Source organism: Halomonas sp. 18071143 (assembly GCF_019211725.1).
Taxonomy (GTDB): Bacteria; Pseudomonadota; Gammaproteobacteria; order Pseudomonadales; family Halomonadaceae; genus Vreelandella; species Vreelandella stevensii.
Map to the genome: position 1 here is coordinate 1,785,441 of NZ_CP078120.1, position 24,517 is coordinate 1,809,957.

Sequence of the window (24,517 nt, forward strand, 5' to 3'; positions counted from 1 at the left end):
GTTGCCGGGTTCAATGCTGCTGATCGTGTCGCTCAGCGGCTTCCAGCGTGTTTTCGAGCAGAGTGGCTACCGTCATGGGGCCTACGCCGCCGGGCACGGGAGTAATGTAGCTGGCGCGCTCGACCGCTGCGGTAAAGTCCACGTCGCCAATCAGACGGCCATCGTCCTGGCGGTTGATGCCCACATCGATGACGACCGCGCCGGGTTTGATCCATTCACCCTTCACGATACCCGGTTTTCCGACGGCGACCACCACCAGGTCTGCACGGCTGACGTGGCTTGCCAGGTCGCGTGTAAAACGGTGGCAGACCGTCGTTGTGCAGCCTGCCAGCATAAGTTCTAGCGCCATGGGGCGACCGACGATATTGGAGGCGCCGACGACCGTGGCATCCATGCCGCGTACGGCAATGCCGCTTTGCGTCAGCAGGGTCATGATGCCCTTGGGTGTGCAGGGGCGTAGAGAAGGCAGCCGCTGGGCCAGGCGGCCAAGGTTGTAGGGGTGGAAGCCATCTACGTCCTTGTCGGGCCGGATGCGCTCCAGAATGGGGCCGGCATCGAGATGTGCCGGCAAAGGGAGCTGCACCAGGATGCCGTCGACGCTGGGGTCGGCGTTGAGTTCGTCTACCAGCGCTTCGAGGGCGGATTGTGAGGTATCCGAGGGCAGGGCGTGTTGGAAAGAGAGAATGCCTGCCTGCTCACAGGCGCGGTGCTTGTTATTGACATAGACATGTGAGGCTGGGTCCTCGCCGACCACGACCACGGCTAGTCCGGGCGCACGCACACCTTCCTGCTGACGTGCCTGAATGCGGGCGGCAACGCGTTGACGGACATGAGCGGCGATGGCTTTACCATCGATGAGTTGGGCGGTCATGTAGTGAGATCCCTATTGAAAATGGAGAAGCGAACAAAAGATATGGCTCGGCAAGCGAGCAATTCGGCTGTGCAATTTTCGCATGGCCGGGCGGTCAGGCAAAGCATCGATCGAATCAAACGCTTTAAGTGTTGACTTTAGAATCAGAAATAGTAATATATGCCTCGCTTGAGACGGGACACGCAGCAGCGTTCAAGGCAAGTATCGGGATGTAGCGCAGTCTGGTAGCGCGCCTGCTTTGGGAGCAGGATGTCGGGGGTTCGAATCCCTCCATCCCGACCATTTACTTGAAGCCGATTACTTGAAGTTAAAAGTAACACTGCTTTCCAGGCTTTGGTTGTGGTCAAGTGCTCATCGGTATCTTTGGATACATTATGTGCGCCCATAGCTCAACCGGATAGAGCAACGGCCTTCTAAGCCGTAGGTTGCGGGTTCGAGTCCTGCTGGGCGTGCCATCAAGAATGCGAAATCGTATTCTCCTGTCGTTATTATCAAGCATCTGTTTTGTCATGGTGGGTGTAGCTCAGTGGTAGAGCCCCGGATTGTGGCTCCGGTGGTCGTGGGTTCGATCCCCATCATCCACCCCATCGACAAAACGTTCTGCAGTATCCAGGTTGTGGTGGGTGTAGCTCAGTGGTAGAGCCCCGGATTGTGGCTCCGGTGGTCGTGGGTTCGATCCCCATCATCCACCCCATTAACCTGATCATGTTTCTTCCTCGAAATTCTCGTTCTACTCTTCTCGTTGTTTTCAATCATCCGCCTATCCTTCGTCGCCTACTGTGGCACGATTATCTTGGCATGACTTTGATGTTACTTCCCTCCGCGCGTGTTATTTCCATGGGTGTGCCCAAAAGATAGCCTTGCGCATAGTCGATGCCCAGTTCGTGTAGCTTATCCAGGGTTTCCTGCGTTTCCACGAATTCAGCCACCGTTTCAATATGCAGGGCCTTGCCCACGGCGTGAATAGCTTCCACCATGGCGCAATCAATGGGGTCCTGGTGCAGATTGCGGATGAAGCGGCCATCAATCTTGAGATAGTCGACCGATAGCTGTTTGAGATAGCCAAACGACGACAGGCCGGTTCCAAAATCATCCAGCGCAAAATGGCAGCCCATCGACTTCAAGGTTTGAATCAGCTCGCTGACTTTCGAGAGCTGCGCGATGGCAGCGCTTTCGGTGATCTCGAAGCACAGAGTGCCAGGGGGTAATTTGGCGGCGCGTACCTGGCGAATCAGCTCATGACAGAAATCGCTGTCGGACAATGAATCGCCAGACAGGTTGATCCCCCAGCGACCAACGATATCGGGTTCGGCACTGCGGCAGCGGTCACTTAGCCAGGCCAGCGTGTTGCGAATGACCCAGCGGTCGATGCGCGGCATGAAATGGTAGCGTTCGGCGGCGGGTAAAAAGCTGCCGGGGGTAATCAGCTGACCATGCTCTTCCAAGCGTATCAAAATCTCCTGATATCCCTTGTGAGGGGCGCACACAGGGTAGATTGGCTGTGCAAACAGGCGGAAAGTGTCGTTGTCCAGAGCATTTTGCAAGCGCTGTACCCACTGCAGTTCCCCGTGTCTTTCCAGCAGCAGCTGGTCGTCGGGCTGGTAGCAGTGGATCCGGTTGCGGCCTGCCTCCTTGGCGCTGTAGCAAGCCGCGTCGGCCGCATGCAGCGTGTCGGCAAGGCGCATGGGGTGGGCTGAGGTAATGGCGACGAGCCCAATGCTGACACCGATGCCGAAGGTGTGCTCCTGCCAGGCAAAGCGGAACTGCTCTATATCGCTGCGTAGCGCTTCGCAAATTAGTTGGGCCTTTTCCAACGAGCAGTCGGGCAGCAGCAGCGCAAACTCATCGCCCCCCAGGCGCGCCACGGTATCGCTACTGCGGACATGCGCTTTCAGCTTGCGCGCCACCTGACGAAGCAGCTCATCACCTGCCTGGTGGCCGCAGGTGTCATTGACGATCTTGAACTGATCCAGGTCCAGGTAGCAAAGCGTGTGGTCGCCTCCCGGCTGTGCCAGTAGTTTGCCGAGCAGCGATTCGAAGGCGCGGCGATTGACCAGTTCGGTCAAGTTGTCGTGGGAGGCCTGATAGCTGAGCTGTTCGGAGAGCTTGCGCGTCAGGCTGACATCCTGAAAGACCACGACAGCACCCAGGGTGATGCCGCTGCGCGAGCGAATAGGCGATGCGCTGTGCTGGATCGGGTAGCGCTTGCCATTGCGGTGCAGCAGCATGCTGGGGTCGGTGTATTGAAGTGGACGATGCTGGGTCAGGACATGGCGGGCGGGATTGTTGATTGGTTCGTCGCTATGTTCGTCACGCAGCTGATAGATACGGTGAATCGGTTTGTTCGAGGCTTCGCTGGCGTCCCAGCCGGTCAAGCGCTGCGCTTCGCTGTTCATGAAGGTAATGTTGCCACTGGCATCGCAGGTGATCACCCCGTCGCCAATGGAGGCGAGCGTGGTGCGGGCAAGATCGCGCTCTCGATTCAGCTGCTCCTGCAGCAGTTTGCGCTCGGTGATGTCGCGCACCATGCCTGAACGTTCCGAGTGTGACCCCTCAGCCCCCTCGCTGACCTGAATTTCGAGATAGCGTACCTGTTGGTCTTCGGTGCGTCGCTTGATTTCCAACCGTGTGCCAGGCGCCAGGGAGCGGCGGGGTAACAGCGTGCTGATGGGCTGCCCAATGAGCTGTTGGGCTTGTACGCCGAACAAGGCCTCGGCGCCAGGGTTGAGGCTGGTAAGCGTGCCATCTGCCTGCCAGGTCAAGACGCCGTCACGCAGGTTACGCAGCATGACGCGGGTGTGACCTACGGCGCGCTCCAGGGCGGCGGATACTCGATTGTAGCTGGCAGCGATTTCCCCTACCTCGGTAAACGGGTCGGCGTCGATACGCTGGCGCATGTCGCCCTGGCGTTCATGTTGGCGCATGTGTTCGAGGAGCTGATGCAGCTCATTTTTGGCGCCATGTTCCGCCAGATTGAGCCCCATCTTTTCGGCATCGGGTGAAACTCGCAGAGGCATGATGCGCTTGCTCAGCTTTAGCAGTAGCCAGGCGATGCCAAAGCTCCATGCGCCGCACACAATCACGCCCATGAGCTGAACTTGAAACTGCTCCCAGCGGCTTAGCGAGGTGCCCAGCGCTTCCAGGTTAGCCACCCAGGGCAGTGCCAGCGTGCCCCAGATGCCGGTGACAAGGTGGGCGGGAATGGCGCCTACGGCATCATCGACGCGTTTTTTGAGCAGCCACTCACTGGCGGCCACCATCAGTACGCCGCTAACGCTGCCCAGCATGAACGCAGCGTGCAGCGACAGGGCGTGGGCACCTGCCGTGACCGCGACCAGACCTGCAATGGCACCGTTGATCGCATACATGACGTCGGCATAACGACGAATACGCCAGCCCATCAACATGGCCGATAGAATGCCGCCTGTCGCGCCCAGCAGGGTGTTGGCGATAATGCCAGGAATGGCACTGGTCAATGCCAGGGTACTGCCACCATTGAAGCCAAACCAGCCCAGAATCATGAACAGTGCGCCCAGCATGGCCAGCGGCAGGTTGCCCGCTGGAAAAGGGTTGGCGTTAACGCCGTCGCGAAAGCGCCCGGTGCGGGGGCCAATCACCAGAACGGCGGCCAGGGCCACCCAGCCGCCCACGCTATGCACTACCGTGGCTCCGGCAAAGTCGACGAACCCACGAGCGGCCAGCCAGCCGGGCGTGCCACCGAGTAAGCCCCCCCACGCCCAGTGGCCAAACACTGGGTAGATCAATAGTGCTATCCAGAAGGCTGTCCATAGGTAGCCCAGGAAAGGCATGCGTTCAGCCACTGCGCCCGCCACGATAGTGGCTGCGGTGGCGCAGAACATGGCTTGAAAGATGAACACGGTCATCAGCCAGGCGTTGCTGGTCTCCATCTCCCAGCCGAATAACGACAGCCCTAACCAACCCCCTTGGGAAACACCGAACATCATGCCAAAGCCAATCAGCCAGAAAACCGTCACCGAAACCGCAAAGTCGGCCAGGTTTTTCATGGCGACGTTAATGGCATTCTTGGTGCGGGTAGTGCCTGCCTCCAGGCACAGGAATCCCGCTTGCATGACGAACACCATGGCGGCGGCCCACAGCACCCATAAGGTATCGAGAAGCCTCATCTCCAGAATCATTGCCATGTGCGGGTCCTTGTTGATGCTTTTGTCGCTGCCTGGTGCAGGGTTTGCACTGCATTGGTGCTTCGGGGGTGGGTAAATGCGTCACTGTCGGGTGACGAGAGCAGGAATCCCCGTCGCCGTGACGAACGCTTTCAGCACTGCTAATGTGAATCAAGCAAATGTCATGCCGTGGCTAGTGAACTCCTCCTTATTTTGGTTTTTTACGTGATTAAAAACTGAAATATAGGTAAAAAACGGTATTTATGACTGTGCAATTGCTCTTTGAATGGTGATATTTTTCAATTCACTGAAGTGCTGCCGGGGAGAGTGCTGGTAGCACCATCATCTTTCGGAAAGGAGTGCATCAAAATGGCGCGTCAAACAGTGGTTTTAGGGGCAGGGATGGTCGGCGTCAGTATCGCCTGGCAACTGCAAAAGCGCGGTTTTCAGGTCACCTTGATCGATCGCCGCCAGCCTGGTCGTGAAACCTCGTTCGGTAACGCGGGCATTATCCAGCGTGAGGCGGTACGGCCGTATCCGTTTCCTCGCGATATGAAAACCATTTTGAGCGTGCTGCCTAACCGTCGTGTCGATATTCGCTACCGGCCCACCGGCATGATCAAGGCGGCCTCTCCGCTGCTCAGTTATTGGCACCACTCGTCGTCGCGGCTCTACAAGAAGATCGTCCCGGAGTACGCCTCGCTGATCCAGCTGTGTCTCGACGCCCACGCACCGATGATCGAAGCGGCAGGTGCCGATGCGTTGGTACGTCGCGAGGGCTGGCTGGAGATCTATCGAACCCCCGAGAAGCTGGCCAAGCGTGTCAAGGAAGCAGAGGAAGCCCGCGATCTCTATGGTGTGCAGTTTGCGGTGCTCGACCGCCAGGGGGTTGCCGAAAAAGAGCCCCAGCTGGGAGAGCAGATCATCGGGGCCATTCATTGGCTGGACCCCTGGACCGTTGCTGATCCCGGTGGTCTGGTAGCGGCCTACGCCGAGTCGTTCGTTGCTTTGGGTGGCCAGCTGGTACAAGCGGACATCACCGGCGTCAGTCAGCAGGGGGCGCAGTGGCAGGTGACCACCGCCACCGATACCTTCACGGCAGATGATGTGGTGATGGCTCTGGGCCCTTGGGCGGGAGAGTGGATGAAGCCGCTGGGCTACCACTTCCCGACGTTCGTCAAGCGTGGCTACCATATGCACTACGCCACGCAACCGGACACCAGGCTGCATTATTGGCTGATGGATGCAGAAGTCGGCTACCTGCTGGCGCCCATGAACGCTGGCGTGCGGCTGACCACGGGGGCGGAGCTGGATCGCCTGGAATCGCCGGCCGATGAAGAGCAGCTAGGGGCGGCAGAGAGCGTGGCGCGGACCATTTTTCCGCTGGCCGATCGCAAGGACGAGCGTGCCTGGAAGGGCGCGCGTCCTTGTCTGCCGGACATGAAACCGGTGATTGGCCCGGCGCCACGCCATCCAGGCTTGTGGCTGGCATTCGGTCACGGCCACCAGGGCTTTACGCTGGGGCCTGCTACCGGCCAACTGCTGGCTGACATGATGGAGAATAAACCCCCGGCCATCGATATGGCGCCGTTCCGCGCGGACCGCTTCTAGATGCCAAGTGGCGTTCCGGTTTGTTTGGCACCCGGAAGGGATGTTTGCTAGGCTGTAGATGAAATTCCGCTAGATGGAGGTTCCGCAATGGATGTCGCGGTCAGTAATACGGTGAGCACGGCGCTTTACATGAATCAGGCGCAAACCGTGGAACAGGCGCAGATGCAAATGTTCAGAGATGCGCTGGAGCAGCAAGCCGATCAGATCACGGAAGTTTTGGCGTCGGCGGATTCGGCAGCGCAGCCCGAGCTTGCTCAGGAAGGTAGCGTCGGTACGCAAATCAATACCTTCGCTTAACCCCCGCTGGAACAACGCCTTTCTCAATACCCAAACGCCGACCTTGTCGGCGTTTTTTGCTTTGGTATGCCGCAGGCAGGGAGTTGCGTTACCATAGGCGCACCCCGCCACTGGTCTGGCGCTTTTTTGGTTATTACGCAGTCCCCCTATTTAGAGAACTCCATGTCTGACGCTCAATTAGCGCGCGAAGCAGAGCTACGCCGCACCTTTGCCATTATTTCCCACCCTGACGCCGGTAAAACGACCATCACCGAAAAAATGCTGCTGTTCGGAAACGCCATTCAGATGGCCGGTTCGGTGAAAAGCAAGCGCAATGATCGCCACGCGACGTCCGACTGGATGAAGATGGAGCAGGAGCGGGGCATCTCGGTGACCACGTCGGTCATGCAGTTCCCCTACGGCGGGCGAATTGTCAACCTGCTGGACACCCCAGGACACGAGGACTTCTCGGAAGACACGTACCGTACCCTGACCGCCGTCGACTCCGCACTGATGGTCATCGATGGGGCCAAGGGTGTCGAAGATCGCACCATCAAATTGATGGAAGTGTGTCGACTGCGTACCACGCCCATCCTCACCTTCGTGAACAAGATGGACCGCGATATTCGTGACCCCATCGAAGTCATGGACGAAGTGGAGACGGTGCTCAACATCCAATGTGCCCCGATGACCTGGCCCATTGGCATGGGGCGGCACTTCAAGGGGGTCTATCATCTCTACAACGACGTGATTCACCTCTATACCCAGGGGCAGGGCAGCCGTATCCCTGACGACAAGCGTATCGAAGGGTTGGACAACCCGGAGGTGGATGCCATTCTGGGCGAAGAGCAGGCCGAAGAGCTGCGCATGGAAGTCGATCTGGTGCGCGGCGCCTCCCATGAGTTCGACCTGGAAGCCTATCGTCGTGGCGAGCTGACTCCTGTCTATTTTGGTACCGCCATGGGTAACTTCGGTGTGCGTGAAATGCTCGACGGCTTCGTCGAGTACGCGCCATCGCCGCAGCCCCGCGAGACCGATACTCGAGAAGTCACGGCCCAGGACGATCGCTTTACCGGTTTCGTTTTCAAGATCCAGGCCAACATGGACCCGAACCACCGTGACCGCATTGCCTTTCTGCGGGTGTGTTCCGGCAAGTACGAAAAGAACATGAAGATGCGCCATGTGCGCATTGGCAAGGACGTCAAGATTGCCGATGCGCTGACCTTCATGGCCTCGGATCGCTCCCACGTGGAGGAGGCCTGGCCCGGCGATATCATCGGCTTGCACAACCACGGCACCATTCAGATTGGTGACACCTTTACCGTGGGTGAAGACATGCGCTTCATGGGCATCCCGCACTTTGCGCCGGAGCTGTTCAAGCGCGTGCGCCTGAAAGACCCGCTGAAGATGAAAGCACTTCAGAAAGGCCTGCAGCAGCTATCGGAGGAAGGGGCTACTCAGGTCTTCATGCCGCTGGATAACAATGACCTGATTCTTGGCGCAGTAGGTACGCTGCAGTTCGACGTCGTCGCACACCGCTTGAAGGAAGAGTACAAGGTCGATTGTCTCTACGAAGGTGTCAACGTGCAGACGGCTCGCTGGGTCTATTGTGACGATGCGAAAATGCTGGAAGAGTTCAAGCGCAAGGCAAGTGCTAACCTGGCGATCGATGGCGGTGGCTACCTGACCTATATTGCCCCGACCCGGGTCAATCTGCAAATGACCCAGGAGCGCTGGCCGGATATCCGTTTCCAGCCGACCCGAGAGCACTAATCTCAAGACTCGCCTCAAGAGGCCTACCCAAACGAGAGCGCTTGCCATGCTCATTGACGCCCACTGCCACCTGGATGCCACGGAGTTCGATGAAGACCGAAAGGCCGTCATCGCCGCGGCCAGGGCCGTGGGCGTCACCGGTTTCATCGTGGCTGCCACGGTGCGCCAGCGCTGGCAGAATGTGCTGGCGCTGGGCGAGAGTGACGGGGTCAGCATCTGCCTCGGGCTTCACCCCTATTTCATTGCTCGGCATCACGCCGATGACCTGGCGGCGTTGGAGGCGCTGGTCAAGCAGCAGTTGACCCGCCCGGAAACCGCCCTGGTGGCGATTGGCGAGTGTGGTATCGATGGTCGCTTCAGCGAGAGTCTCTCGCAGCAGTGGGAGTATTTCGATGCCCAGCTCGGTATCGCGAGCCGTTGCCAGCTTCCCCCTGTCGTGCACTGTGTGAAGGCCAACGATGACGTGGCCAAGCGGCTTCATCAATGGGCACTGGCGAGGCCCGGCATGATCCATGCCTTTGCCGGTTCCTACCAGCAGGCCGCAAGGTTTCTGGATGCGGGGTTTGTACTGGGGCTGGGAGGCGCCGTCACCTACGCTCGTGCTCAGCGCCTGCATCGCGTGGTGGCCAAATTGCCGGATGATGGCTTCGTGCTGGAAACCGATAGCCCCGATATGCCGCTGAGTGGCTTCCAGGGGCAGCGCAATGAACCTTCGCGCGTGAAGCACGTCGCTGAGCAGGTGGCTAAGCTGCGTCAGCAATCGCTGGAACACGTCGCAGCGCTGAGCAGTGCCAACGCTGCACGTATTTTTGGCCTGTGAGTGCCGTCTCGCTGGCGCTAGCTCAATTGAGCCGCTAGCGCCTCAGGGTCCAGGCGCTCAATGGGGTAAGGTAGCGCGTGCAAGGTCACTGGCTGCGCTTGCCAGTAGACGGAGATCTGCTCCTCCGCCACTTTGGTATTCATGACCGCCAGCAGTTCTACCTGCTGTTCGTCACTGAACGCGCTGTTGACGACTTCACCCAGGGCTTTCCCTTCCTTATCTACCAGGCTGTCACCTATCTGGGGTAATGCGCTGGCGCTCACGTGCGCATGCACCAGGCGTTTTTTGACCTGGCCGCGAAAGTGCGCCCGAGCGACGACTTCTTGCCCGGTATAGCAGCCCTTTTTGAAGCTGATGCCGCCCAGCGCTTCCCAGTTGAGCATTTGTGGCAGGAAGTGATCCTGCTGTGCCGCCGTCAACCAGGCGAGGCCGCTACGGATGTCTGCCAACTGCCAGGCTTGCTGTAGCGTCTCTTGCGAAGCCTTCTCTGGGGGTGTCTCTTCCAGCATCAGCAGCCAGCGAGGAGTGCCCGGCATACGCAGGGCGGTGCCCAAGGGGCTGGTATGATGCGTATAGGCCTGATCGGGCAACGTCACGCCTGCCTGCTCGAGTAGCGAGGTGTCCGGGGCGCTGCTGCCCACGAACGTTACGGATGTGGCAATCGTCAGCTCGGCCTTGTAGAAAGCGGCAAACTTTTTCAAATGGTTGGCCAGAGGCTCGGCCAGCGAGGCGTCGAGAACCAGCCGATAGTGCTGTGGCGCCAGGCGCAGCAGCTGGGCATTGGCCAACATGCGCCCTTTGGGGGTGCAAAAGCACGTCAGAGGGGCGAAGTGTCCATTGGCGAGGCCGACCTGGGCGCTGGTTTGACCCTGGAGAAATTTTTCGGCATCAGGACCCGTGACGTCCAGCGCTGCCAGGTGCGTCAAATAAACGGTACCGGTGAAGGGGTGAGTCTCGGCGGTGGCCATGGTCTCTCCTGAAGATGAAAGCTGCGCGACATGAAGTGAAAGGCGCGGCAATAGGTTACGCTAGGTGCGGGCAGTGGGCTGCAATTGCAAGCGCACTTGCGCGTGCTAAACTTCAATTCCGCGTATCGGTCTTGCACAAGAATTTTTGCGTCGTATCGCCGATTGATCCCGCTAGCATATACTTAACAAGACTCATTAACACATAAAAGGGCAGCGCATGGCAGTGCAATCACTCAGTTTTCAAGGGGTTTCCAACGCTGATCAGGTGAACAAGATCACCACGGCATTGATGATGCTGGATGGGGTGGACAGCGCCGAAGTAGGGCGTCATGGCGCCGAAGTGGAAGGACGCGCCAAGCGCGACGCGCTGATCAAGGCGGTCGAACAGCTCAAACTACCCATCAAGGTGTCGTGAATGCATCCGCCTATCGTGGTGATCAGTGAGCGCAACCGAGCGTTTCGCCAGCGTATCGAGGTCAATGGCCTGGAAGACCTCTACGCAGACGTGCCCGCAGTGGTGGGTGGCGATGAAAGTGCGCCGGACCCTCACGACTATTTCGATATCGCTTTGGGAACCTGCAAGGCCATTACCGTACAAATGTATGCCAAGCGCAAGCAGTGGCCGTTGGAAGGCATTACGGTCACGGTGCAGCGAGACGACCAGGATGAAAAGAAGGGCGTTTACCGGCTGGCCGTTCAGCTCGAACTGCACGGTATCAGCGACCCTGAGCAGAAAGCCAAGCTGGAAGAGATCAGCCACAAATGCCCCATTCAGCGGTTGATGACCCAGGCCACCATCGAGATCACCACTTGCACCGAGTGACCACCCCAGGAGCCATGATGAGCAAGGAATTTCGTCTGCAGTCAAAATTCAAGCCTGCGGGCGACCAGCCCACCGCGATCCGCAGCCTGGTAAGCGGCCTGGAGTCGGGCCTGGCCCACCAGACGCTGCTGGGCGTGACCGGCTCCGGCAAGACCTTCACCATGGCCAACGTGGTGCAGCAACTACAGCGGCCGACCATCGTCATGGCGCCCAACAAGACGCTGGCGGCCCAGCTGTACGGCGAATTCAAGGCGTTCTTTCCCGACAACGCCGTCGAATATTTCGTCTCCTACTACGACTACTATCAGCCGGAAGCGTACGTGCCTTCCTCGGACACGTTCATTGAAAAAGATGCCTCGATCAATGATCACATCGAGCAGATGCGGCTGTCCGCCACCAAGGCGCTGCTGGAAAGGCGTGATGCCTTTATCGTTGTGTCGGTATCGGCGATCTATGGTCTGGGTGACCCGGACCAGTATCTGAAAATGCGCCTGCACTTTACCCGCGGCGAGCTGATCGATCAGCGTGCCTTCCTGCGCCGATTGGCGGAGCTGCAGTACACGCGCAACGACATGGACTTTCGTCGCGGCACCTACCGTGTGCGTGGTGATGTAATCGATATCTTTCCGGCCGACGCCGATGAAGAGGCTGTGCGTGTCGAGCTCTTCGACGATGAGATCGACTCCATTCGCCTGTTTGACCCGCTGACGGGGGATATACGTGGCCAGGTACCGCGCATGACGATCTACCCGAAGTCGCACTATGTCACCCCCAGGGAAACCATCCTGGAGGCCATCGATGCCATCAAGGGGGAGCTGAAAGAGCGGCTCGAATGGCTGAGAAAGCATGAGCGGCTGGTGGAAGCCCAGCGCCTGGAACAGCGCACTCTCTACGACATCGAAATGATGCTGGAGCTGGGTTACTGCAACGGCATCGAAAACTACTCGCGCTACTTGTCTGGCCGTGCTCCTGGCGAGCCGCCGCCGACATTTTTCGATTACCTGCCCGACGATGCGCTGCTCTTCATCGATGAGTCCCACGTCAGCGTGCCCCAGGTGGGTGGCATGTACAAAGGTGACCGCTCCCGCAAGGAAACGCTGGTGGAGTACGGCTTCCGCCTGCCTTCCGCGCTGGACAACCGGCCGATGAAGTTCGAAGAGTGGGAGTCGATTTCGCCACAGACCATCTTCGTATCGGCCACCCCGGGGCCTTATGAGGCAGAGCATGCCGGTCAGGTGGTCGAACAGGTGGTGCGCCCCACGGGGCTGCTTGATCCGCAAATCGAAGTGCGCCCTGCCAGCACCCAGGTCGACGATCTGCTGTCCGAAATCGGCTTGCGCACCGCAGTGGGCGAGCGCGTGCTGGTGACCACGCTGACCAAGCGTATGGCCGAGGATTTGACCGACTATCTCGACGAACACGATATTCGGGTGCGCTATCTGCACTCCGATATCGATACTGTCGAGCGGGTGGAAATCATCCGCGATCTACGGCTGGGCAAGTTCGATGTGCTGGTGGGGATCAACCTGCTGCGCGAAGGGCTGGATATTCCGGAAGTATCGCTGGTCGCCATTCTGGATGCAGACAAGGAGGGTTTCCTGCGTGCCGAACGTTCGCTGATCCAGACCATTGGCCGCGCGGCGCGTAACGCCAACGGTAAAGCGATTCTCTACGGTGACCGGGTTACCGACTCGATGCGCAAGGCCATCGATGAAACCGAGCGCCGCCGCGCCAAGCAGATGGCCCATAACGAAGAGCATGGCATCACGCCGACCACCGTGACGCGTTCGGTGGCCGACATTCTCGAAGCCGCCCAAGCGCCCGGCAAGAAGAGCTCCCGCCGACGTGGCAACGAGCGCAAGGTGGCCGAGCCTGAGGGTAGCTATGACGTGGCGTCCATGAGTCGGCAAGACCTGCTGGCGGCCATCAGCAAACTGGAAGACGCCATGTTCGAGGCCGCCCAGAACCTGGAGTTCGAAGAGGCGGCGAGATTGCGTGATCAGGTGCACCGCATGAAAGAACAGCAGCTGGCGCTGGGATAGGCGATGCCTGAAGGCCCTGAAATCCGGCGTGCCGCGGATCGTATCGAGAAGCAGCTTAGTTATACCGTTATCTTGTCTGTTGATGATTCGTCAGACCAAAGCCTTACGCTCAGATCAGTAGCGTGGGCCTGTATTGGCTGCCGTGGCTGTTTCAATACGGTATACTTCCCGCACACTTAGACGACCGAGAAGGTCGCGCTCAGCACGATAACCGAGGAGCTGTTCATCCATGACCGTGATTCGCCAGGACGACGTGATTCAAAGCGTTGCCGATGCTCTGCAGTACATCTCTTACTATCATCCCAAGGATTTCATCGATGCCATGGCAGCCGCTTATGAGCGCGAAGAGAATCCGGCGGCCAAGGATGCCATTGCTCAGATCCTGATCAACTCACGGATGTGCGCCACGGGCCATCGCCCCATCTGCCAGGATACCGGCATCGTGACGGTATTCGTGCATGTCGGCATGAACGTGACCTGGGAAGCGGACCTCAGCCTGGATGACATGATCAACGAAGGCGTGCGCCGGGCCTATCAATTGCCCGATAACGTTCTGCGTGCATCGGTTCTGGCGGACCCGGATGGCAAGCGCCAAAACACCAAGGACAATACGCCCGCCATCATCCATCACAAGATCGTGCCTGGCGACAAGGTCGATATTCACGTGGCAGCGAAGGGCGGCGGTAGCGAGGCAAAATCGAAGTTTGCCATGCTCAACCCTTCCGACAGCGTGGTGGATTGGGTCATGGAACAGTTGCCCAAGATGGGTGCTGGCTGGTGCCCGCCCGGCATGCTCGGTATCGGGATTGGTGGAACCGCCGAAAAGGCCATGGAAATCGCCAAGGAAGCGCTCCTCGATCCGATCGACATCCAGGACCTTCAGGCACGTGGCCCCAGCAACCGGGCAGAAGAGCTGCGTCTGGAGCTGTTCGACAAGATCAACAAGAGTGGTATCGGTGCCCAGGGGCTGGGCGGCTTGACCACGGTGCTGGATATCAAGGTCAAGGATTATCCCACCCATGCGGCCAACAAGCCGGTAGCCATTATTCCCAACTGTGCGGCGACGCGTCATGCGCACTTCACTCTGGATGGTTCCGGTGCCGTCTCATTGCCAGCTCCCAAGCTGGAAGATTGGCCGGAAATCACTCGTGAAGCGGGTGATAACGTCAAGCGCGTGAATCTCGATACGGTCACTCCTGAAGAGGTCAGCACCTGGCAGCCAGGCGACACGCTGTTGCTCAACGGAAAACTGCTGACCGGCCGTGATGCGGCGCACAAGCGCATGGTCGACATGATCTCCAAAGGTGAGCCGTTGCCGGTAGACATGAAAGGGCGCTTCATCTACTACGTTGGGCCAGTAGACCCGGTAGGTGATGAAGTTGTGGGGCCAGCAGGGCCAACGACCGCCACTCGTATGGACAAGTTCACCCGCACCATGCTGGAAGAGACGGGGCTGCTGGGGATGGTGGGCAAGGCTGAGCGTGGCCAGGCGGCCATCGACGCGATTCGCGACAACCAGGCCGTCTATCTGATGGCGGTCGGGGGTTCTGCCTATCTGGTGGCCCAGGCCATCAAGAAGTCTCGTGTAGTAGGCTTCGAGGACCTTGGAATGGAAGCCATCTATGAGTTCGAGGTGGAAGACATGCCGGTCACGGTCGCCGTCGATAGCCAGGGCACGTCGGTGCATCAGACGGGGCCTGCCAAGTGGAAAGAAATCATTGCCCAAAAGGCCTGATGGACGATTGGCAACCTGTGTGACCAGATGAGTGATCGGAAGCCCCGTCCCAGGCGGGGCTTTTCCGCATGGTCACGATGGAAAAGTTGAAAAAATTCAGGCGCAGTAAACCGTAGGTGTTCCGACGATGACGAGGAAGCGTTAATGGCCTCATGGCTGCTAGGCACGGCGTTCATGATGATCCACGTTCTGGGGATGGTCTCGGCAGTAATGGCGTTGATGTCCAGTCGGACACCCCAGGGTGCCGTCGCGTGGATCATTTCACTGCTGACCTTTCCCTATATCGCTTTACCCGCCTACTGGTTTTTTGGGCGCCCCCGCTTTTATGGTTATGTAACGGCCCGGGGTGCCAAGGATACGGTGCTGCGCAGAGTATTGGTACGCTATCGTCATAACATCAAACCCCATGTGGTCGAGTCCACCAATACCGACATCAAGGCGGTGGAGCAGTTGGCCATGATGCCCCTGACCCGAGGCAATCACCCGCAGCTGTTGATCGATGGGCAGGCGACGTTCGACAGTCTGTTTGAAGGTATTGCACAGGCTCAGCACTACCTGCTGCTGCAATTCTTCATCGTGAGGGATGACGCACTGGGACGTGAGCTGCAGCAGCATCTCGTGAGCGCGGCAAAACGTGGTGTGCGTGTCTATTTTCTCTACGATGAAATTGGCAGCCGCAAACTGCGAGACGGTTATTTCAAAGAGCTGAAGCAGGCAGGTGTCGAAGTGACCCCGTTTCGATCGTCGCGCGGCATCAAGCACCGCTTCCAGCTCAACTTCCGTAATCACCGCAAGATTGCCGTGGTGGATGGGGAGCAAGGGTGGGTAGGCGGTTTCAATGTTGGCACAGAGTACCTGGGGCAGAGCAAGAAGCACGGCCCCTGGCGTGATACCCATCTGCTGTTGAACGGCCCTAGCGTGCTCGGTCTTCAGGAGGCTTTCTGGGAGGATTGGCACTGGGCCACGGGAGAGGTGATCACGCTGAATTGGCATGCCTCACCCGCTGCGGGGCATGACCAGCAGGTCGTCATCGTGCCGTCAGGGCCTGCTGACAAGCAGGATACCGCAGGGTTGCTGGTGCAGCAGCTGATCCACAGTGCCAACGAACGTTTTTGGGTCACCAGCCCGTATTTCGTGCCGGACCAAGGCGTACAAGACTCGCTGCGCCTGGCGGCCATGCGCGGTGTGGATGTGCGTGTGATGATCCCGGAGCGCCCGGATCACTTGCTGGTCTTCCTGTCGGCGTTCTCGTTTTTGCCAGAGATGCTCAAGGCAGGTGTTAAAATATACCGTTATCAGCCTGGCTTTCTACACCAAAAAGTCATGCTTATCGACAACAGCTCATCTGCCGTCGGTACGGTCAATCTTGACAATCGCTCGTTCAGGTTGAACTTCGAGATTACCGCCTTCATACCCAGTGCAGATTTTACTCAGCAAGTGGCCGAGATGCTGGAAGCCGATTTTGCTCAGTGTCGGCGCGTCACCCTCGATGAAGTCAGCCAGCGCCCGATGTGGAAAAAAGTCGTATCCCGCGCCGCGTACCTGATGTCACCCGTCCAGTAGCCGCTGGGCCAGCCGCGATCACAAAGAACCAATAAACAAAGGGAGTGTTGGGTGAATCTTGAAACAAAATGGTTAGAGGATTTTGTGGCACTGGCCAACACGCGCAGTTTTTCCGCGTCTGCCAGGCAGCGCCATGTGACCCAACCTGCCTTTAGTCGTCGCATCAGGGCGCTGGAACAAGCGGTGGGCGTCACCCTGGTGGACCGCTCGACGACACCCATAGGGCTCACCTCGGAAGGCCAGCTTTTTTTGGTCACTGCGCGCAACCTGGTAGAGCAACTCAATGAATCACTCAGCCATTTGCGTGGCCTTTCGATTGCCAACGAGGCGCTGGATATCGTGGCCGCTCACTCCCTGGCACTGAGCTTTTATCCGCCCTGGATATCTCGGCTGCAGAAGGGATTGGGCGAACTGCCGACGCGCTTGGTGGCCATGAATGTGGGTGAGGCGATTCACGTTCTGCGGGAGGGCAACTGTGACCTCATGCTGGCTTATTACGACCCGTTTGCCACCATGCAGCTGGACGCCGAAGTGTTCCCCTCGTTTTCGATTGGCAAGGTCAAGATGTTGCCGGTGTCACTCCCGGATGAGCACGGCAAGCCGCTCTTTTCACTACAGCGTGACCAGTCGATCCCCTACCTGGCCTATACGCAGGGTGCTTTCCTCGGTCGCAGTGTGCGCATGCTGCTGAAGAACGATCCGCTACGCATGAAGCTACGCACCGTGTACGAAACCGCCATGGCCGAGGGCCTGAAGGGCATGGTCTTGCAAGGGGTCGGCGTGGCCTGGATTCCCGACTTCTGCATTCGTGAAGAGTTGAAGAGCGGCCGGCTGGTTCGGGCAGGAGATGAGGGGTGGGATATTCCTCTGGAAATCCGTTTGTATCGTTGCTCGCTGGTGCACAAGCCCGGGGTAGAGCGCCTCTGGCGGCAAATGATGAAGCTGCCGCGCGATTTTCTGCAGGGCTAAACGCCGCCCAGGTTGGCCGGTAGCCCTAGAAAGTTTTGAATGATGAAGAAGTGATCCTCAAACAGGCTTTCTGGCTCCAGGTCGGCCAGCGCCACCCATCGGGCATGCTCGCCGCCTTTGACCGGCTTCAAGCGAGGTAGCTGTTGGTCGGGAGTCAGCGCAAAGTAGAAGGCTTCGGCCAGCGTGCGCCCGCGCCAGCTGCGATGGGGCTCATCGAACAAACGCTGGCCGCGTAGCGACCCTTTCAGCACCGGCTCCGGCACCTTGAGCCGCAGGCGTTCGCGCAGCTCGCGCAGGCAGGCATCCAGCAGGCGTTCGTGGGGATTGATGAAGCCGCCGGGCAGGGCAAACAGCCCCTTGCCCGGGGCGGCGGTACGCTTGACCAACAACACATGGCCGGATTGTACCACCACGGCATTCACCGTGACGAAAATGGGCGGGTAGGGAGCCTTGGCCCATGCCTGGCGATACTGGTCCAGCAAGTGCTGCTCCTCCAGCAGTTGATGATAGGCGTCGCCCTTGCAGAACTGCCCCACGCTTTTGACCACTCCGGGGGGGAGGTCGTGAAACGCTCCGGTGCTTAGATAGTCGCCGGTGGCGTCCGGTGAGCGAAATAGACGCTCACGAATCTGACTTGCTGAAATTCCCTCCACCAGCGGAACGCTAACCGACTCCCACTGAGGAAACAGCGAAAGATAGTAGCTGGATTGGCCTCGACTGGCTCCGATCAGGCCGATACGTGGCAGGCGCACGTTGGCTGGAGTGGCCAGGTCACGCACTTTGCGCTGTACATCCCGTACCCAGACATCGTCATTATAAAGAGCGTCCAGCAGTGGGGTAATTTCCAGGCGGCGGTTCTCGGCCTCGTCGAACGCCGAGCGGATCATGGCCTGACGCTCATTGAAGTGCCAAGGGTTACGCAAGGAGCGCGCTTGCCACGAAGAGCCGACCATGACGATGACCTGACGTGCCTGTTTGAGGGCTTCGCGGATGATGGCCAAATGGCCCAGGTGCGGCGGCTGAAAACGACCGATGAATACCAGGCAGTCGAATTCGTGGGTCGATGTCGTGGGGGCCGCATCCAATGTCATGGGGTGTCCTTGTTCGCTGATCAGTTGGTCGTCAAGCGAGGCCATTATGGTCAGAGCGCTAACGCTGTGCAATGCACCAAACCCTGCGCTCAACGGTTTCATTCGGTATGCTTACCTACTGATAGCAATAGTGGCGTTATAAAAAAGGACGCTGGGAATGGTTTTAAAGGGAATAACTATGCTGAAGCGCACGCTCGTTTTCTGGTGGAACGTGGTACAAGATGCAGTCTCGCTATGGTTGGAGCGTAATGCCTTCAGCTACGCTGGTTCGCTGGCGTTCTATACGCTTTTTTCGCTGGCTCCGACGATCATTATTGCGGTCACCGTGATCGGGGTGGTGCTGGGGGAAGATGCTGCTCAAGGGCAAATCGTGGCGCAGCTTCAAGGCACGTTAGGGGCCGAAGCGGCCCAGGCGGTGGAACAGGCGGTTGCCCAGTCGCGTATCGAAGAGTCCGGGCTGCTGCCTACTGTTTTAGGGGTGGTTGCACTGCTGGTGGGTGCCACCACGGTCTTTGCTCAGATGCAGTTTTCGCTCAACACCATCTGGGGCGTCACGGCCAAGCCTACCAGCAACAGCGCCTTCATTTTCATCAAGACGCGCCTGCTGTCGCTGACCGTCGTATTGTCGATTGGCTTCATTCTGCTCGTTTCTCTGGTGCTGGGCGTCTTCCTGCGCAGCATGCTGCACGCCACCAGTGACCTGCTGCCCATCGCGACCATTGTCACCACCACTGCCGAGTCGCTCATCTCGCTGGCCATGGTGACCTTGCTGTTTGCCACTATCTTCAAAGTGCTGCCCGATGTGGTGTTACGCTGGCAGGACGTGCTGATCGGCGCGCTGGTAACGGCGATTCTGTTTACGATAGGCCGTAGCCTGATCGCCATCTATCTGGCCTATACGGCCACCGCATCTACCTATGGTGCCGCGGGATCGGTGGTGATGATCCTGTTATGGGTGTACTACAGTTCATTGATACTGTTGTTCGGTGCGTCGTTTACCCGTTCGCTGCTGCTGCGCCGGGGGCGCCCACTGGTGCCCCGCAACAGCGCCGTATTGGTACGCCAGGAACTGCTTTGATGAGCAGGAGATTGCCATTGTCGCAGTGCTGTCAGCGTGGAATGGTGCCTGGGAAGGTTCAAGGGGCCAGGATGGCCCACGTATCAATGGAGCCCCTGGCCCTACATCACGCCCCCGGCCATTTTGCGACGTTTTAGCGTGTCACCGCGTCATACGGTCTGCTTTGCCTGCCAGTCAGTGATGTTTTTTGCGGTCAGCAAGACGATGTTCTGGCGCGCTTCGGGGGTGATCCAGGCGTTGTGCGGCGTAACGATCAAGTTGAGCGGCTCTCCTGCTGCCAGGGCATCCAGCAACGCATGCCCCTGGCGGGGTGGTTCAGCGGGTAGCACGTCAACGGCCAGCCCGCCCAGCGCTCCTTTGCGCAACGCCTCCAGAGCGGCCTCTTCGTCGATGATACCGCCGCGCGCGCAGTTGACCAGCAGCAGTGAAGGCTTGGCCTTGGCCAAACGCGTTTGATTGATCAAGTGTCGTGTATCGTCGTTCAGAGGGCAGTGCAGGCTAATGACATCGGCGTGGGGCAGCAGGTCGTCCAGGGCCGGGCGCTTATCGGCGGCTTCGTTGCCAGGCCGCGCGGCGAAGGTCACCTGCATGCCGAAAGCCTCGGCCAGACGAGCGACTTCCGAGCCCAGCTCGCCACTGCCTACCATGACCAGTTGCTTGCCAGCCAGCTGCAGCGTCGGGTGGTTCTGAAGGCAGAAGAAATCACTTTTCTGCCAAGCTCCTGCGGCGATATCTGCCTGATAGCGCGACAGGCGATTGGCCAGCGACAGCATCAGCATCAGCGTGTGCTGAGAGACACTGGCCGTGCCGTAGGCGGAGACGTTCTTGACGACGATGCCATGCGCCTTGGCTGCGTCAAGATCGATATTGTTCAATCCCGTGGCCAGGACACAGATCAGCCGTAGCGAAGGCAACTGCGACAACGTGTCGGCGTCCAGTGTGACCTTGTTGACGATGGCGATATCCGCGTTCTTCAGGCGCTCGCGTGCCTGCTCCGGGGTGCTTTGTTGATAGGTTTCCAGGTGATCGACGGCCTCACGAATCGGCGTCAGGTCGATATGGGGGCCCAGGCTTTCTGCATCCAGCATTACCGCATGAGGCATGTTGTTTTCTCCATTGGCTGCCAAGTGGCGCTTGGTCTTGCCCGGCAGGGGGCACAAAAGGGTATAATGTTCGCGCTATCAACCGCAGTCTTGGAATTTATCCCAGCAGGCCACATATTGTCAGCTCGGCGGCCTAGTCGTTCGCCACTTTTCTGTAAATATCAGTCTGTTGACGTTGTGCTTTTCAGGAGCCCTCAACATGCCTATCTATGAGTACGAGTGCAAGGCCTGCGGCCATCGCATGGAAAAACTACAGAAGGTCAGCGCTGATCCGCTGACTCAATGCCCCGCTTGCCAGCAGGATGACCTCGAACGGCTGGTGTCTGCGGCAGGCTTTCGTCTGGCCGGTGGCGGCTGGTACGAAACCGATTTCAAAACCGGTAGCAAAAAGAACCTTGCTGCTGGCGGTGGCTCGGCTGGCTCTTCGTCCAGCGACACCAGCACGCCATCCCCCAGCAAAGGCGCCGCGGCTTAGCCGCGGCGGTCAGCCGAGGTAGTTGGCGACCCCTTACATAGTCACGCAACAGAACAGGAAGAGACATGCGCAGCCATTATTGCGGCCAGCTGAACGAAACATTGGTGGATCAAACGGTCACCGTCTGCGGTTGGGTACATCGCCGTCGTGATCACGGTGGGGTTATCTTTCTCGACATGCGCGACCGCGATGGGATTGCGCAATTCGTCGTCGACCCCGATACCGCCGAGGCGTTTGCTAATGCCGACCGTGCGCGCAGTGAATATGTTCTGCGTATTACAGGGCGTGTTCGCCTGCGTCCCGAAGGCACTCAGAACCCCAGCATGCCGACGGGCATGATCGAAGTGCTGGCCAAGGAAGTCGAGGTGCTCAACACCGCTCTCACGCCGCCTTTCCAGCTGGACGAGCATGGCAAGGTGGGTGAAGAGGTGCGTTTGAAGCATCGTTACATCGACCTGCGCCGCCCGGACATGATCGAGAAGCTGCGTCTGCGCTCGCGTATTTCACACAGCGTTCGTGCATTCCTCGAAGGCCAAGGGTTTCTGGACATCGAAACGCCCATCCTGACCCGGGCAACGCCGGAGGGTGCGCGTGATTACCTGGTGCCGAGCCGTACCCATGCGGGTAGCTTTTTTGCACTGCCGCAGTCGCCGCAGCTGTTCAAGCAACTGCTGATGGTGGCGGGCTTTGACCGCTACTACCAGATTGCCAAGTGCTTCCGTGACGAAGACCTGCGTGCCGACCGTCAGCCAGAGTTTACCCAGATCGATATCGAGGCCTCGTTCGTCGAGGAAAACGATATCATGGGCATTACCGAAGCCATGATCCGCCAGCTGTTCCAGGAAGTGCTGGATGTCGAGCTGCCTGAGTTCCCGCGCATGACCTGGCAGGAAGCCATGGATCGTTTCGGCTCCGACAAACCGGACCTGCGTATTCCGTTGGAGCTGACGGATGTCGATGACCTGATGCAGCAGGTGGATTTCAAGGTATTCTCTGGCCCTGCCAGCGCGGAAGATGGCCGTGTAGCTGCCTTACGTGTGCCGGGTGGCGCCAAGCTGTCGCGCAAAGAGATCGATGAATACACCAAATTCGTTGGTATCTACGGCGCCAAGGGGCTGGCCTGGATCAAGGTCAACGAGCGCGCCAAGGGGCTGGAGGGCCTGCAGTCGCCCATCGTCAAGTTCATGGAGAGCGTCGTCGAGGAACTGCTCGATCGCGTGGGTGCCGAAGATGGCGACATCATCTTCTTCGGTGCCGACAAAACGAGCATCGTCAACGAAGCCATCGGCGCACTGCGTGTCAAGCTGGGCGCTGATCTGGCCATGTATACCCAGCCCTGGGCGCCGCTGTGGGTGGTCGACTTCCCGATGTTCGAAGCCGATGATCAAGGCCGCCTGAGCCCGCTGCACCATCCCTTCACGGCGCCTTCCTGCACGCCGGAAGAGCTCAAGGCCAACCCGGCCGCCGCGCTATCGCGTGCTTACGACATGGTGCTGAACGGTACCGAGCTGGGCGGTGGCTCCATTCGTATCCACGATCAGTCCATGCAGAGCACCGTGTTCGACATTTTGGGGATTGGCCATGAGGAAGCGCAGGAGAAGTTTGGCTTCCTGCTGGATGCCTTGCAGTACGGGGCGCCGCCCCATGGTGGTTTGGCCTTCGGCCTGGACCGCCTGGTCATGCTGATGGTCGGTGCCAAAACCATCCGTGAAGTCATCGCCTTCCCGAAAACGCAAAGCGCGGGCTGCTTGATGACCGATGCCCCCGGCGAAGTCAGCCCAGAGCAGCTCAAGGAGCTGAGCATTCGCCTGCGCCAAAAGGCCAAGGCGGAGACAGCGGGCGAATAGTCTCTTTATTGTTTGCCAGTGGTAGTCAACACCGACGCTCTGCGTCGGTGTTTTGTTATGTGTCACGCTAGGGTCATGCGTTACCAGGAGTCAGTGCATGGAAGGAAATCAGTCCGCAGCAGCCGTGCGGATCATGGGTATCGACCCTGGGTCACGGATTACCGGCTACGGCATCATTGATCTGAAAGGCATGAAGCCTCGCTATGTGGCCAGCGGCTGTATCCGTACCTCTGATGGGGCGCTGGAGCAGCGCTTGGCGCAAATCTATGCGGGACTGAGTGAGGTGATCGGCCTGTATCGGCCTGAAGCGGTGGCGGTAGAGCGTGTGTTCATGGCCAAGAATGCCGACTCGGCGCTAAAGCTGGGGCAAGCCCGCGGCGCCGCGCTGGTATGCCTGGCCAACCATGGACTGAGTATTTCCGAGTATGCGGCTCGACATATCAAGCAGGCCGTCACGGGGCATGGTGGTGCCGAGAAAACACAGGTGCAGCACATGGTGACGACGTTGCTGCAGCTGGCTGCCACGCCTCAAGCCGATGCGGCCGATGCGTTGGCCATTGCCTTGACCCACGCCTTCACGGGAAGCGGGCGAGTGCCAGCCGCGGCCAAACAGGGCAAGCGTCGCTCCACGGGGCGTTGGCGGCTGTAGTCGTTACTGGTCATCTGTACAGAGTCGCTTTATAGTGGCTTACCGTTTTCACTACCCGCGAGCACTCCTATGATTGGTCGGTTAACTGGTTTATTGGTCGAAAAGCATCCGCCCTGGATCGTGGTGGATGTCCATGGCGTAGGCTACGAACTGGAAGCCTCCATGAACACGCTGGTGGCGCTGCCTGCACCTGGCGAAAACGTTTCGTTATACACGCACTTGAGCATTCGCGACGATGCTCATTTGCTGTATGGCTTTGGCCGTGAGCATGAGCGTGCGCTGTTTCGCGCCTTGATCAAGGTCAGCGGTGTAGGCCCCAAACTGGCGCTGGCGATTCTATCGGGCATGGATGAAGACGCCTTCATGCGCTGCGTGCGCGACGATGACAGTAAGGCACTGACCCGTTTGCCGGGCGTGGGCAAGAAGACGGCCGAACGGCTGATCATCGAAATGCGCGATCGCTTTCCCGATTGGGAACAGCGCCATGCCCCTCTGGCCTTGGAGGCGACCAGCGGTCGCCCAGCCCCGCGCGACAGCCTGGCCGATGCCGAAGCAGCGCTGGTCAGCCTTGGTTACAAGCTGACGGAAGCCGCTAAAATGCTGGCCGATGTAGATCCCAATCAATCCACCGAAGCGTTGATCAAGGCGGCGTTGACTCAGCGCATGAGCGGCTAAACAGGC

General features: G+C 58.9%; 20 protein-coding genes and 4 tRNA genes. 19 read left to right on the plus strand and 5 right to left on the minus strand.

Going from position 1 to position 24,517, the window contains the following annotated elements; translation table 11 throughout:
- Window positions 1-10 precede the first annotated feature (10 nt).
- Window positions 11-871 carry a bifunctional methylenetetrahydrofolate dehydrogenase/methenyltetrahydrofolate cyclohydrolase FolD gene (folD, locus tag KVY02_RS08290; protein WP_016913793.1) on the minus strand — a complete coding sequence of 287 codons (861 nt, stop codon included), beginning with the start codon at window positions 869-871 and terminating at the stop codon, window positions 11-13.
- 205 nt (window positions 872-1,076) lie between these two features.
- Between folD and KVY02_RS08295 the strand changes: the two genes are divergently transcribed.
- The 4 genes from KVY02_RS08295 (at window position 1,077) to KVY02_RS08310 (ending at window position 1,565) form a co-directional block, all read left to right on the plus strand.
- Window positions 1,077-1,153 (plus strand) — tRNA-Pro (locus tag KVY02_RS08295).
- A 96-nt stretch (window positions 1,154-1,249) separates the two neighbouring features.
- Window positions 1,250-1,326, plus strand: a tRNA-Arg gene (locus KVY02_RS08300).
- A 57-nt stretch (window positions 1,327-1,383) separates the two neighbouring features.
- Window positions 1,384-1,458: transfer RNA gene (locus KVY02_RS08305), tRNA-His, on the plus strand.
- A 32-nt stretch (window positions 1,459-1,490) separates the two neighbouring features.
- Window positions 1,491-1,565, plus strand: a tRNA-His gene (locus KVY02_RS08310).
- Between the two features lie 94 nt (window positions 1,566-1,659).
- Here the strand turns inward: KVY02_RS08310 and amt are convergent.
- Entirely contained in the window at window positions 1,660-5,034 is a 3,375-nt protein-coding gene (gene amt / locus KVY02_RS08315; RefSeq protein ID WP_218314952.1) for an ammonium transporter, read from the minus strand.
- A 348-nt stretch (window positions 5,035-5,382) separates the two neighbouring features.
- Here amt and KVY02_RS08320 point away from each other — a divergent pair, with 348 nt between their 5' ends.
- The 4 genes from KVY02_RS08320 (at window position 5,383) to KVY02_RS08335 (ending at window position 9,493) form a co-directional block, all read left to right on the plus strand.
- Complete coding sequence (locus tag KVY02_RS08320) at window positions 5,383-6,624, plus strand: NAD(P)/FAD-dependent oxidoreductase (protein WP_218314953.1); 1,242 nt, start codon at window positions 5,383-5,385, stop codon at window positions 6,622-6,624.
- Between the two features lie 87 nt (window positions 6,625-6,711).
- Complete coding sequence (locus KVY02_RS08325) at window positions 6,712-6,921, plus strand: hypothetical protein (protein ID WP_218314954.1); 210 nt, start codon at window positions 6,712-6,714, stop codon at window positions 6,919-6,921.
- Window positions 6,922-7,083: 162 nt separating this feature from the next.
- Window positions 7,084-8,673, plus strand: a complete 1,590-nt coding sequence (locus KVY02_RS08330; RefSeq protein ID WP_081135561.1) for a peptide chain release factor 3 — start codon at window positions 7,084-7,086, stop codon at window positions 8,671-8,673.
- 46 nt (window positions 8,674-8,719) lie between these two features.
- Window positions 8,720-9,493, plus strand: a complete 774-nt coding sequence (locus KVY02_RS08335) for a TatD family hydrolase (RefSeq protein WP_081135563.1) — start codon at window positions 8,720-8,722, stop codon at window positions 9,491-9,493.
- A 17-nt stretch (window positions 9,494-9,510) separates the two neighbouring features.
- Here KVY02_RS08335 and KVY02_RS08340 read toward each other — a convergent pair whose 3' ends face one another.
- On the minus strand, window positions 9,511-10,461 hold the full coding sequence (locus KVY02_RS08340; protein ID WP_218314955.1) for a CAF17-like 4Fe-4S cluster assembly/insertion protein YgfZ: 951 nt from the start codon (window positions 10,459-10,461) through the stop codon (window positions 9,511-9,513).
- Window positions 10,462-10,678: 217 nt separating this feature from the next.
- On the opposite strand from KVY02_RS08340, the gene KVY02_RS08345 reads away from it, so the two are divergent.
- The 6 genes from KVY02_RS08345 to KVY02_RS08370 all read left to right on the plus strand — a co-directional run bounded on the left by KVY02_RS08345 (window position 10,679) and on the right by KVY02_RS08370 (window position 17,593).
- The gene (locus KVY02_RS08345; RefSeq protein ID WP_016913800.1) at window positions 10,679-10,876 is read left to right on the plus strand and encodes a hypothetical protein; all 198 of its coding nucleotides are present in this window, start codon (window positions 10,679-10,681) and stop codon (window positions 10,874-10,876) included.
- A complete protein-coding gene (locus KVY02_RS08350) occupies window positions 10,877-11,284 on the plus strand; it encodes an OsmC family protein (RefSeq protein WP_081193228.1) in 408 nt (135 codons plus the stop codon).
- A gap of 17 nt (window positions 11,285-11,301) precedes the next feature.
- Window positions 11,302-13,326: an excinuclease ABC subunit UvrB gene (uvrB, locus tag KVY02_RS08355; protein ID WP_218314956.1), complete on the plus strand. Its 2,025-nt coding sequence runs from the start codon at window positions 11,302-11,304 to the stop codon at window positions 13,324-13,326.
- Window positions 13,327-13,555: 229 nt separating this feature from the next.
- On the plus strand, window positions 13,556-15,061 hold the full coding sequence (locus KVY02_RS08360; RefSeq protein WP_039178005.1) for a fumarate hydratase: 1,506 nt from the start codon (window positions 13,556-13,558) through the stop codon (window positions 15,059-15,061).
- Between the two features lie 144 nt (window positions 15,062-15,205).
- Window positions 15,206-16,624, plus strand: a complete 1,419-nt coding sequence (gene cls, locus KVY02_RS08365) for a cardiolipin synthase (RefSeq protein WP_218314957.1) — start codon at window positions 15,206-15,208, stop codon at window positions 16,622-16,624.
- A 51-nt stretch (window positions 16,625-16,675) separates the two neighbouring features.
- Window positions 16,676-17,593, plus strand: a complete 918-nt coding sequence (locus KVY02_RS08370; RefSeq protein ID WP_218314958.1) for a LysR substrate-binding domain-containing protein — start codon at window positions 16,676-16,678, stop codon at window positions 17,591-17,593.
- Here KVY02_RS08370 and KVY02_RS08375 read toward each other — a convergent pair.
- Window positions 17,590-18,684, minus strand: coding sequence for a bifunctional nicotinamide-nucleotide adenylyltransferase/Nudix hydroxylase (locus KVY02_RS08375; RefSeq protein WP_096923013.1), 1,095 nt, complete (start codon window positions 18,682-18,684; stop codon window positions 17,590-17,592). The genes KVY02_RS08370 and KVY02_RS08375 overlap by 4 nt on opposite strands.
- Window positions 18,685-18,862: 178 nt before the next feature.
- Here KVY02_RS08375 and KVY02_RS08380 point away from each other — a divergent pair, with 178 nt between their 5' ends.
- Complete coding sequence (locus KVY02_RS08380) at window positions 18,863-19,762, plus strand: YihY/virulence factor BrkB family protein (RefSeq protein WP_016913808.1); 900 nt, start codon at window positions 18,863-18,865, stop codon at window positions 19,760-19,762.
- A gap of 149 nt (window positions 19,763-19,911) precedes the next feature.
- On the opposite strand, the gene KVY02_RS08385 is transcribed toward KVY02_RS08380, so the two are convergent.
- On the minus strand, window positions 19,912-20,865 hold the full coding sequence (locus KVY02_RS08385; RefSeq protein ID WP_218314959.1) for a D-2-hydroxyacid dehydrogenase: 954 nt from the start codon (window positions 20,863-20,865) through the stop codon (window positions 19,912-19,914).
- 199 nt (window positions 20,866-21,064) lie between these two features.
- Between KVY02_RS08385 and KVY02_RS08390 the strand changes: the two genes are divergently transcribed.
- From KVY02_RS08390 to ruvA, 4 genes are all read left to right on the plus strand, one after another.
- Window positions 21,065-21,340 carry an FmdB family zinc ribbon protein gene (locus tag KVY02_RS08390; RefSeq protein ID WP_016913811.1) on the plus strand — a complete coding sequence of 92 codons (276 nt, stop codon included), beginning with the start codon at window positions 21,065-21,067 and terminating at the stop codon, window positions 21,338-21,340.
- A 65-nt stretch (window positions 21,341-21,405) separates the two neighbouring features.
- Entirely contained in the window at window positions 21,406-23,187 is a 1,782-nt protein-coding gene (aspS, locus tag KVY02_RS08395; RefSeq protein WP_218314960.1) for an aspartate--tRNA ligase, read from the plus strand.
- A gap of 97 nt (window positions 23,188-23,284) precedes the next feature.
- Window positions 23,285-23,836: a crossover junction endodeoxyribonuclease RuvC gene (gene ruvC / locus KVY02_RS08400; protein ID WP_218314961.1), complete on the plus strand. Its 552-nt coding sequence runs from the start codon at window positions 23,285-23,287 to the stop codon at window positions 23,834-23,836.
- Between the two features lie 69 nt (window positions 23,837-23,905).
- Window positions 23,906-24,511 (plus strand): Holliday junction branch migration protein RuvA, encoded by a 606-nt coding sequence (gene ruvA / locus KVY02_RS08405; protein ID WP_081135590.1) that lies wholly within the window; start codon window positions 23,906-23,908, stop codon window positions 24,509-24,511.
- Window positions 24,512-24,517: the final 6 nt, after the last annotated feature.

What these genes read in the sequence shown, in the direction of transcription:
- folD (WP_016913793.1), bottom strand. Translation starts at nt 871, where the DNA reads ATGACCGCCCAACTCATCGATGGTAAAGCCATCGCCGCTCATGTCCGT.
- amt (WP_218314952.1), bottom strand. Translation starts at nt 5,034, where the DNA reads ATGGCAATGATTCTGGAGATGAGGCTTCTCGATACCTTATGGGTGCTG.
- KVY02_RS08320 (WP_218314953.1), top strand. Translation starts at nt 5,383, where the DNA reads ATGGCGCGTCAAACAGTGGTTTTAGGGGCAGGGATGGTCGGCGTCAGT.
- KVY02_RS08325 (WP_218314954.1), top strand. Translation starts at nt 6,712, where the DNA reads ATGGATGTCGCGGTCAGTAATACGGTGAGCACGGCGCTTTACATGAAT.
- KVY02_RS08330 (WP_081135561.1), top strand. Translation starts at nt 7,084, where the DNA reads ATGTCTGACGCTCAATTAGCGCGCGAAGCAGAGCTACGCCGCACCTTT.
- KVY02_RS08335 (WP_081135563.1), top strand. Translation starts at nt 8,720, where the DNA reads ATGCTCATTGACGCCCACTGCCACCTGGATGCCACGGAGTTCGATGAA.
- KVY02_RS08340 (WP_218314955.1), bottom strand. Translation starts at nt 10,461, where the DNA reads ATGGCCACCGCCGAGACTCACCCCTTCACCGGTACCGTTTATTTGACG.
- KVY02_RS08345 (WP_016913800.1), top strand. Translation starts at nt 10,679, where the DNA reads ATGGCAGTGCAATCACTCAGTTTTCAAGGGGTTTCCAACGCTGATCAG.
- KVY02_RS08350 (WP_081193228.1), top strand. Translation starts at nt 10,877, where the DNA reads ATGCATCCGCCTATCGTGGTGATCAGTGAGCGCAACCGAGCGTTTCGC.
- uvrB (WP_218314956.1), top strand. Translation starts at nt 11,302, where the DNA reads ATGAGCAAGGAATTTCGTCTGCAGTCAAAATTCAAGCCTGCGGGCGAC.
- KVY02_RS08360 (WP_039178005.1), top strand. Translation starts at nt 13,556, where the DNA reads ATGACCGTGATTCGCCAGGACGACGTGATTCAAAGCGTTGCCGATGCT.
- cls (WP_218314957.1), top strand. Translation starts at nt 15,206, where the DNA reads ATGGCCTCATGGCTGCTAGGCACGGCGTTCATGATGATCCACGTTCTG.
- KVY02_RS08375 (WP_096923013.1), bottom strand. Translation starts at nt 18,684, where the DNA reads ATGACATTGGATGCGGCCCCCACGACATCGACCCACGAATTCGACTGC.
- KVY02_RS08380 (WP_016913808.1), top strand. Translation starts at nt 18,863, where the DNA reads ATGCTGAAGCGCACGCTCGTTTTCTGGTGGAACGTGGTACAAGATGCA.
- KVY02_RS08385 (WP_218314959.1), bottom strand. Translation starts at nt 20,865, where the DNA reads ATGCCTCATGCGGTAATGCTGGATGCAGAAAGCCTGGGCCCCCATATC.
- KVY02_RS08390 (WP_016913811.1), top strand. Translation starts at nt 21,065, where the DNA reads ATGCCTATCTATGAGTACGAGTGCAAGGCCTGCGGCCATCGCATGGAA.
- aspS (WP_218314960.1), top strand. Translation starts at nt 21,406, where the DNA reads ATGCGCAGCCATTATTGCGGCCAGCTGAACGAAACATTGGTGGATCAA.
- ruvC (WP_218314961.1), top strand. Translation starts at nt 23,285, where the DNA reads ATGGAAGGAAATCAGTCCGCAGCAGCCGTGCGGATCATGGGTATCGAC.
- ruvA (WP_081135590.1), top strand. Translation starts at nt 23,906, where the DNA reads ATGATTGGTCGGTTAACTGGTTTATTGGTCGAAAAGCATCCGCCCTGG.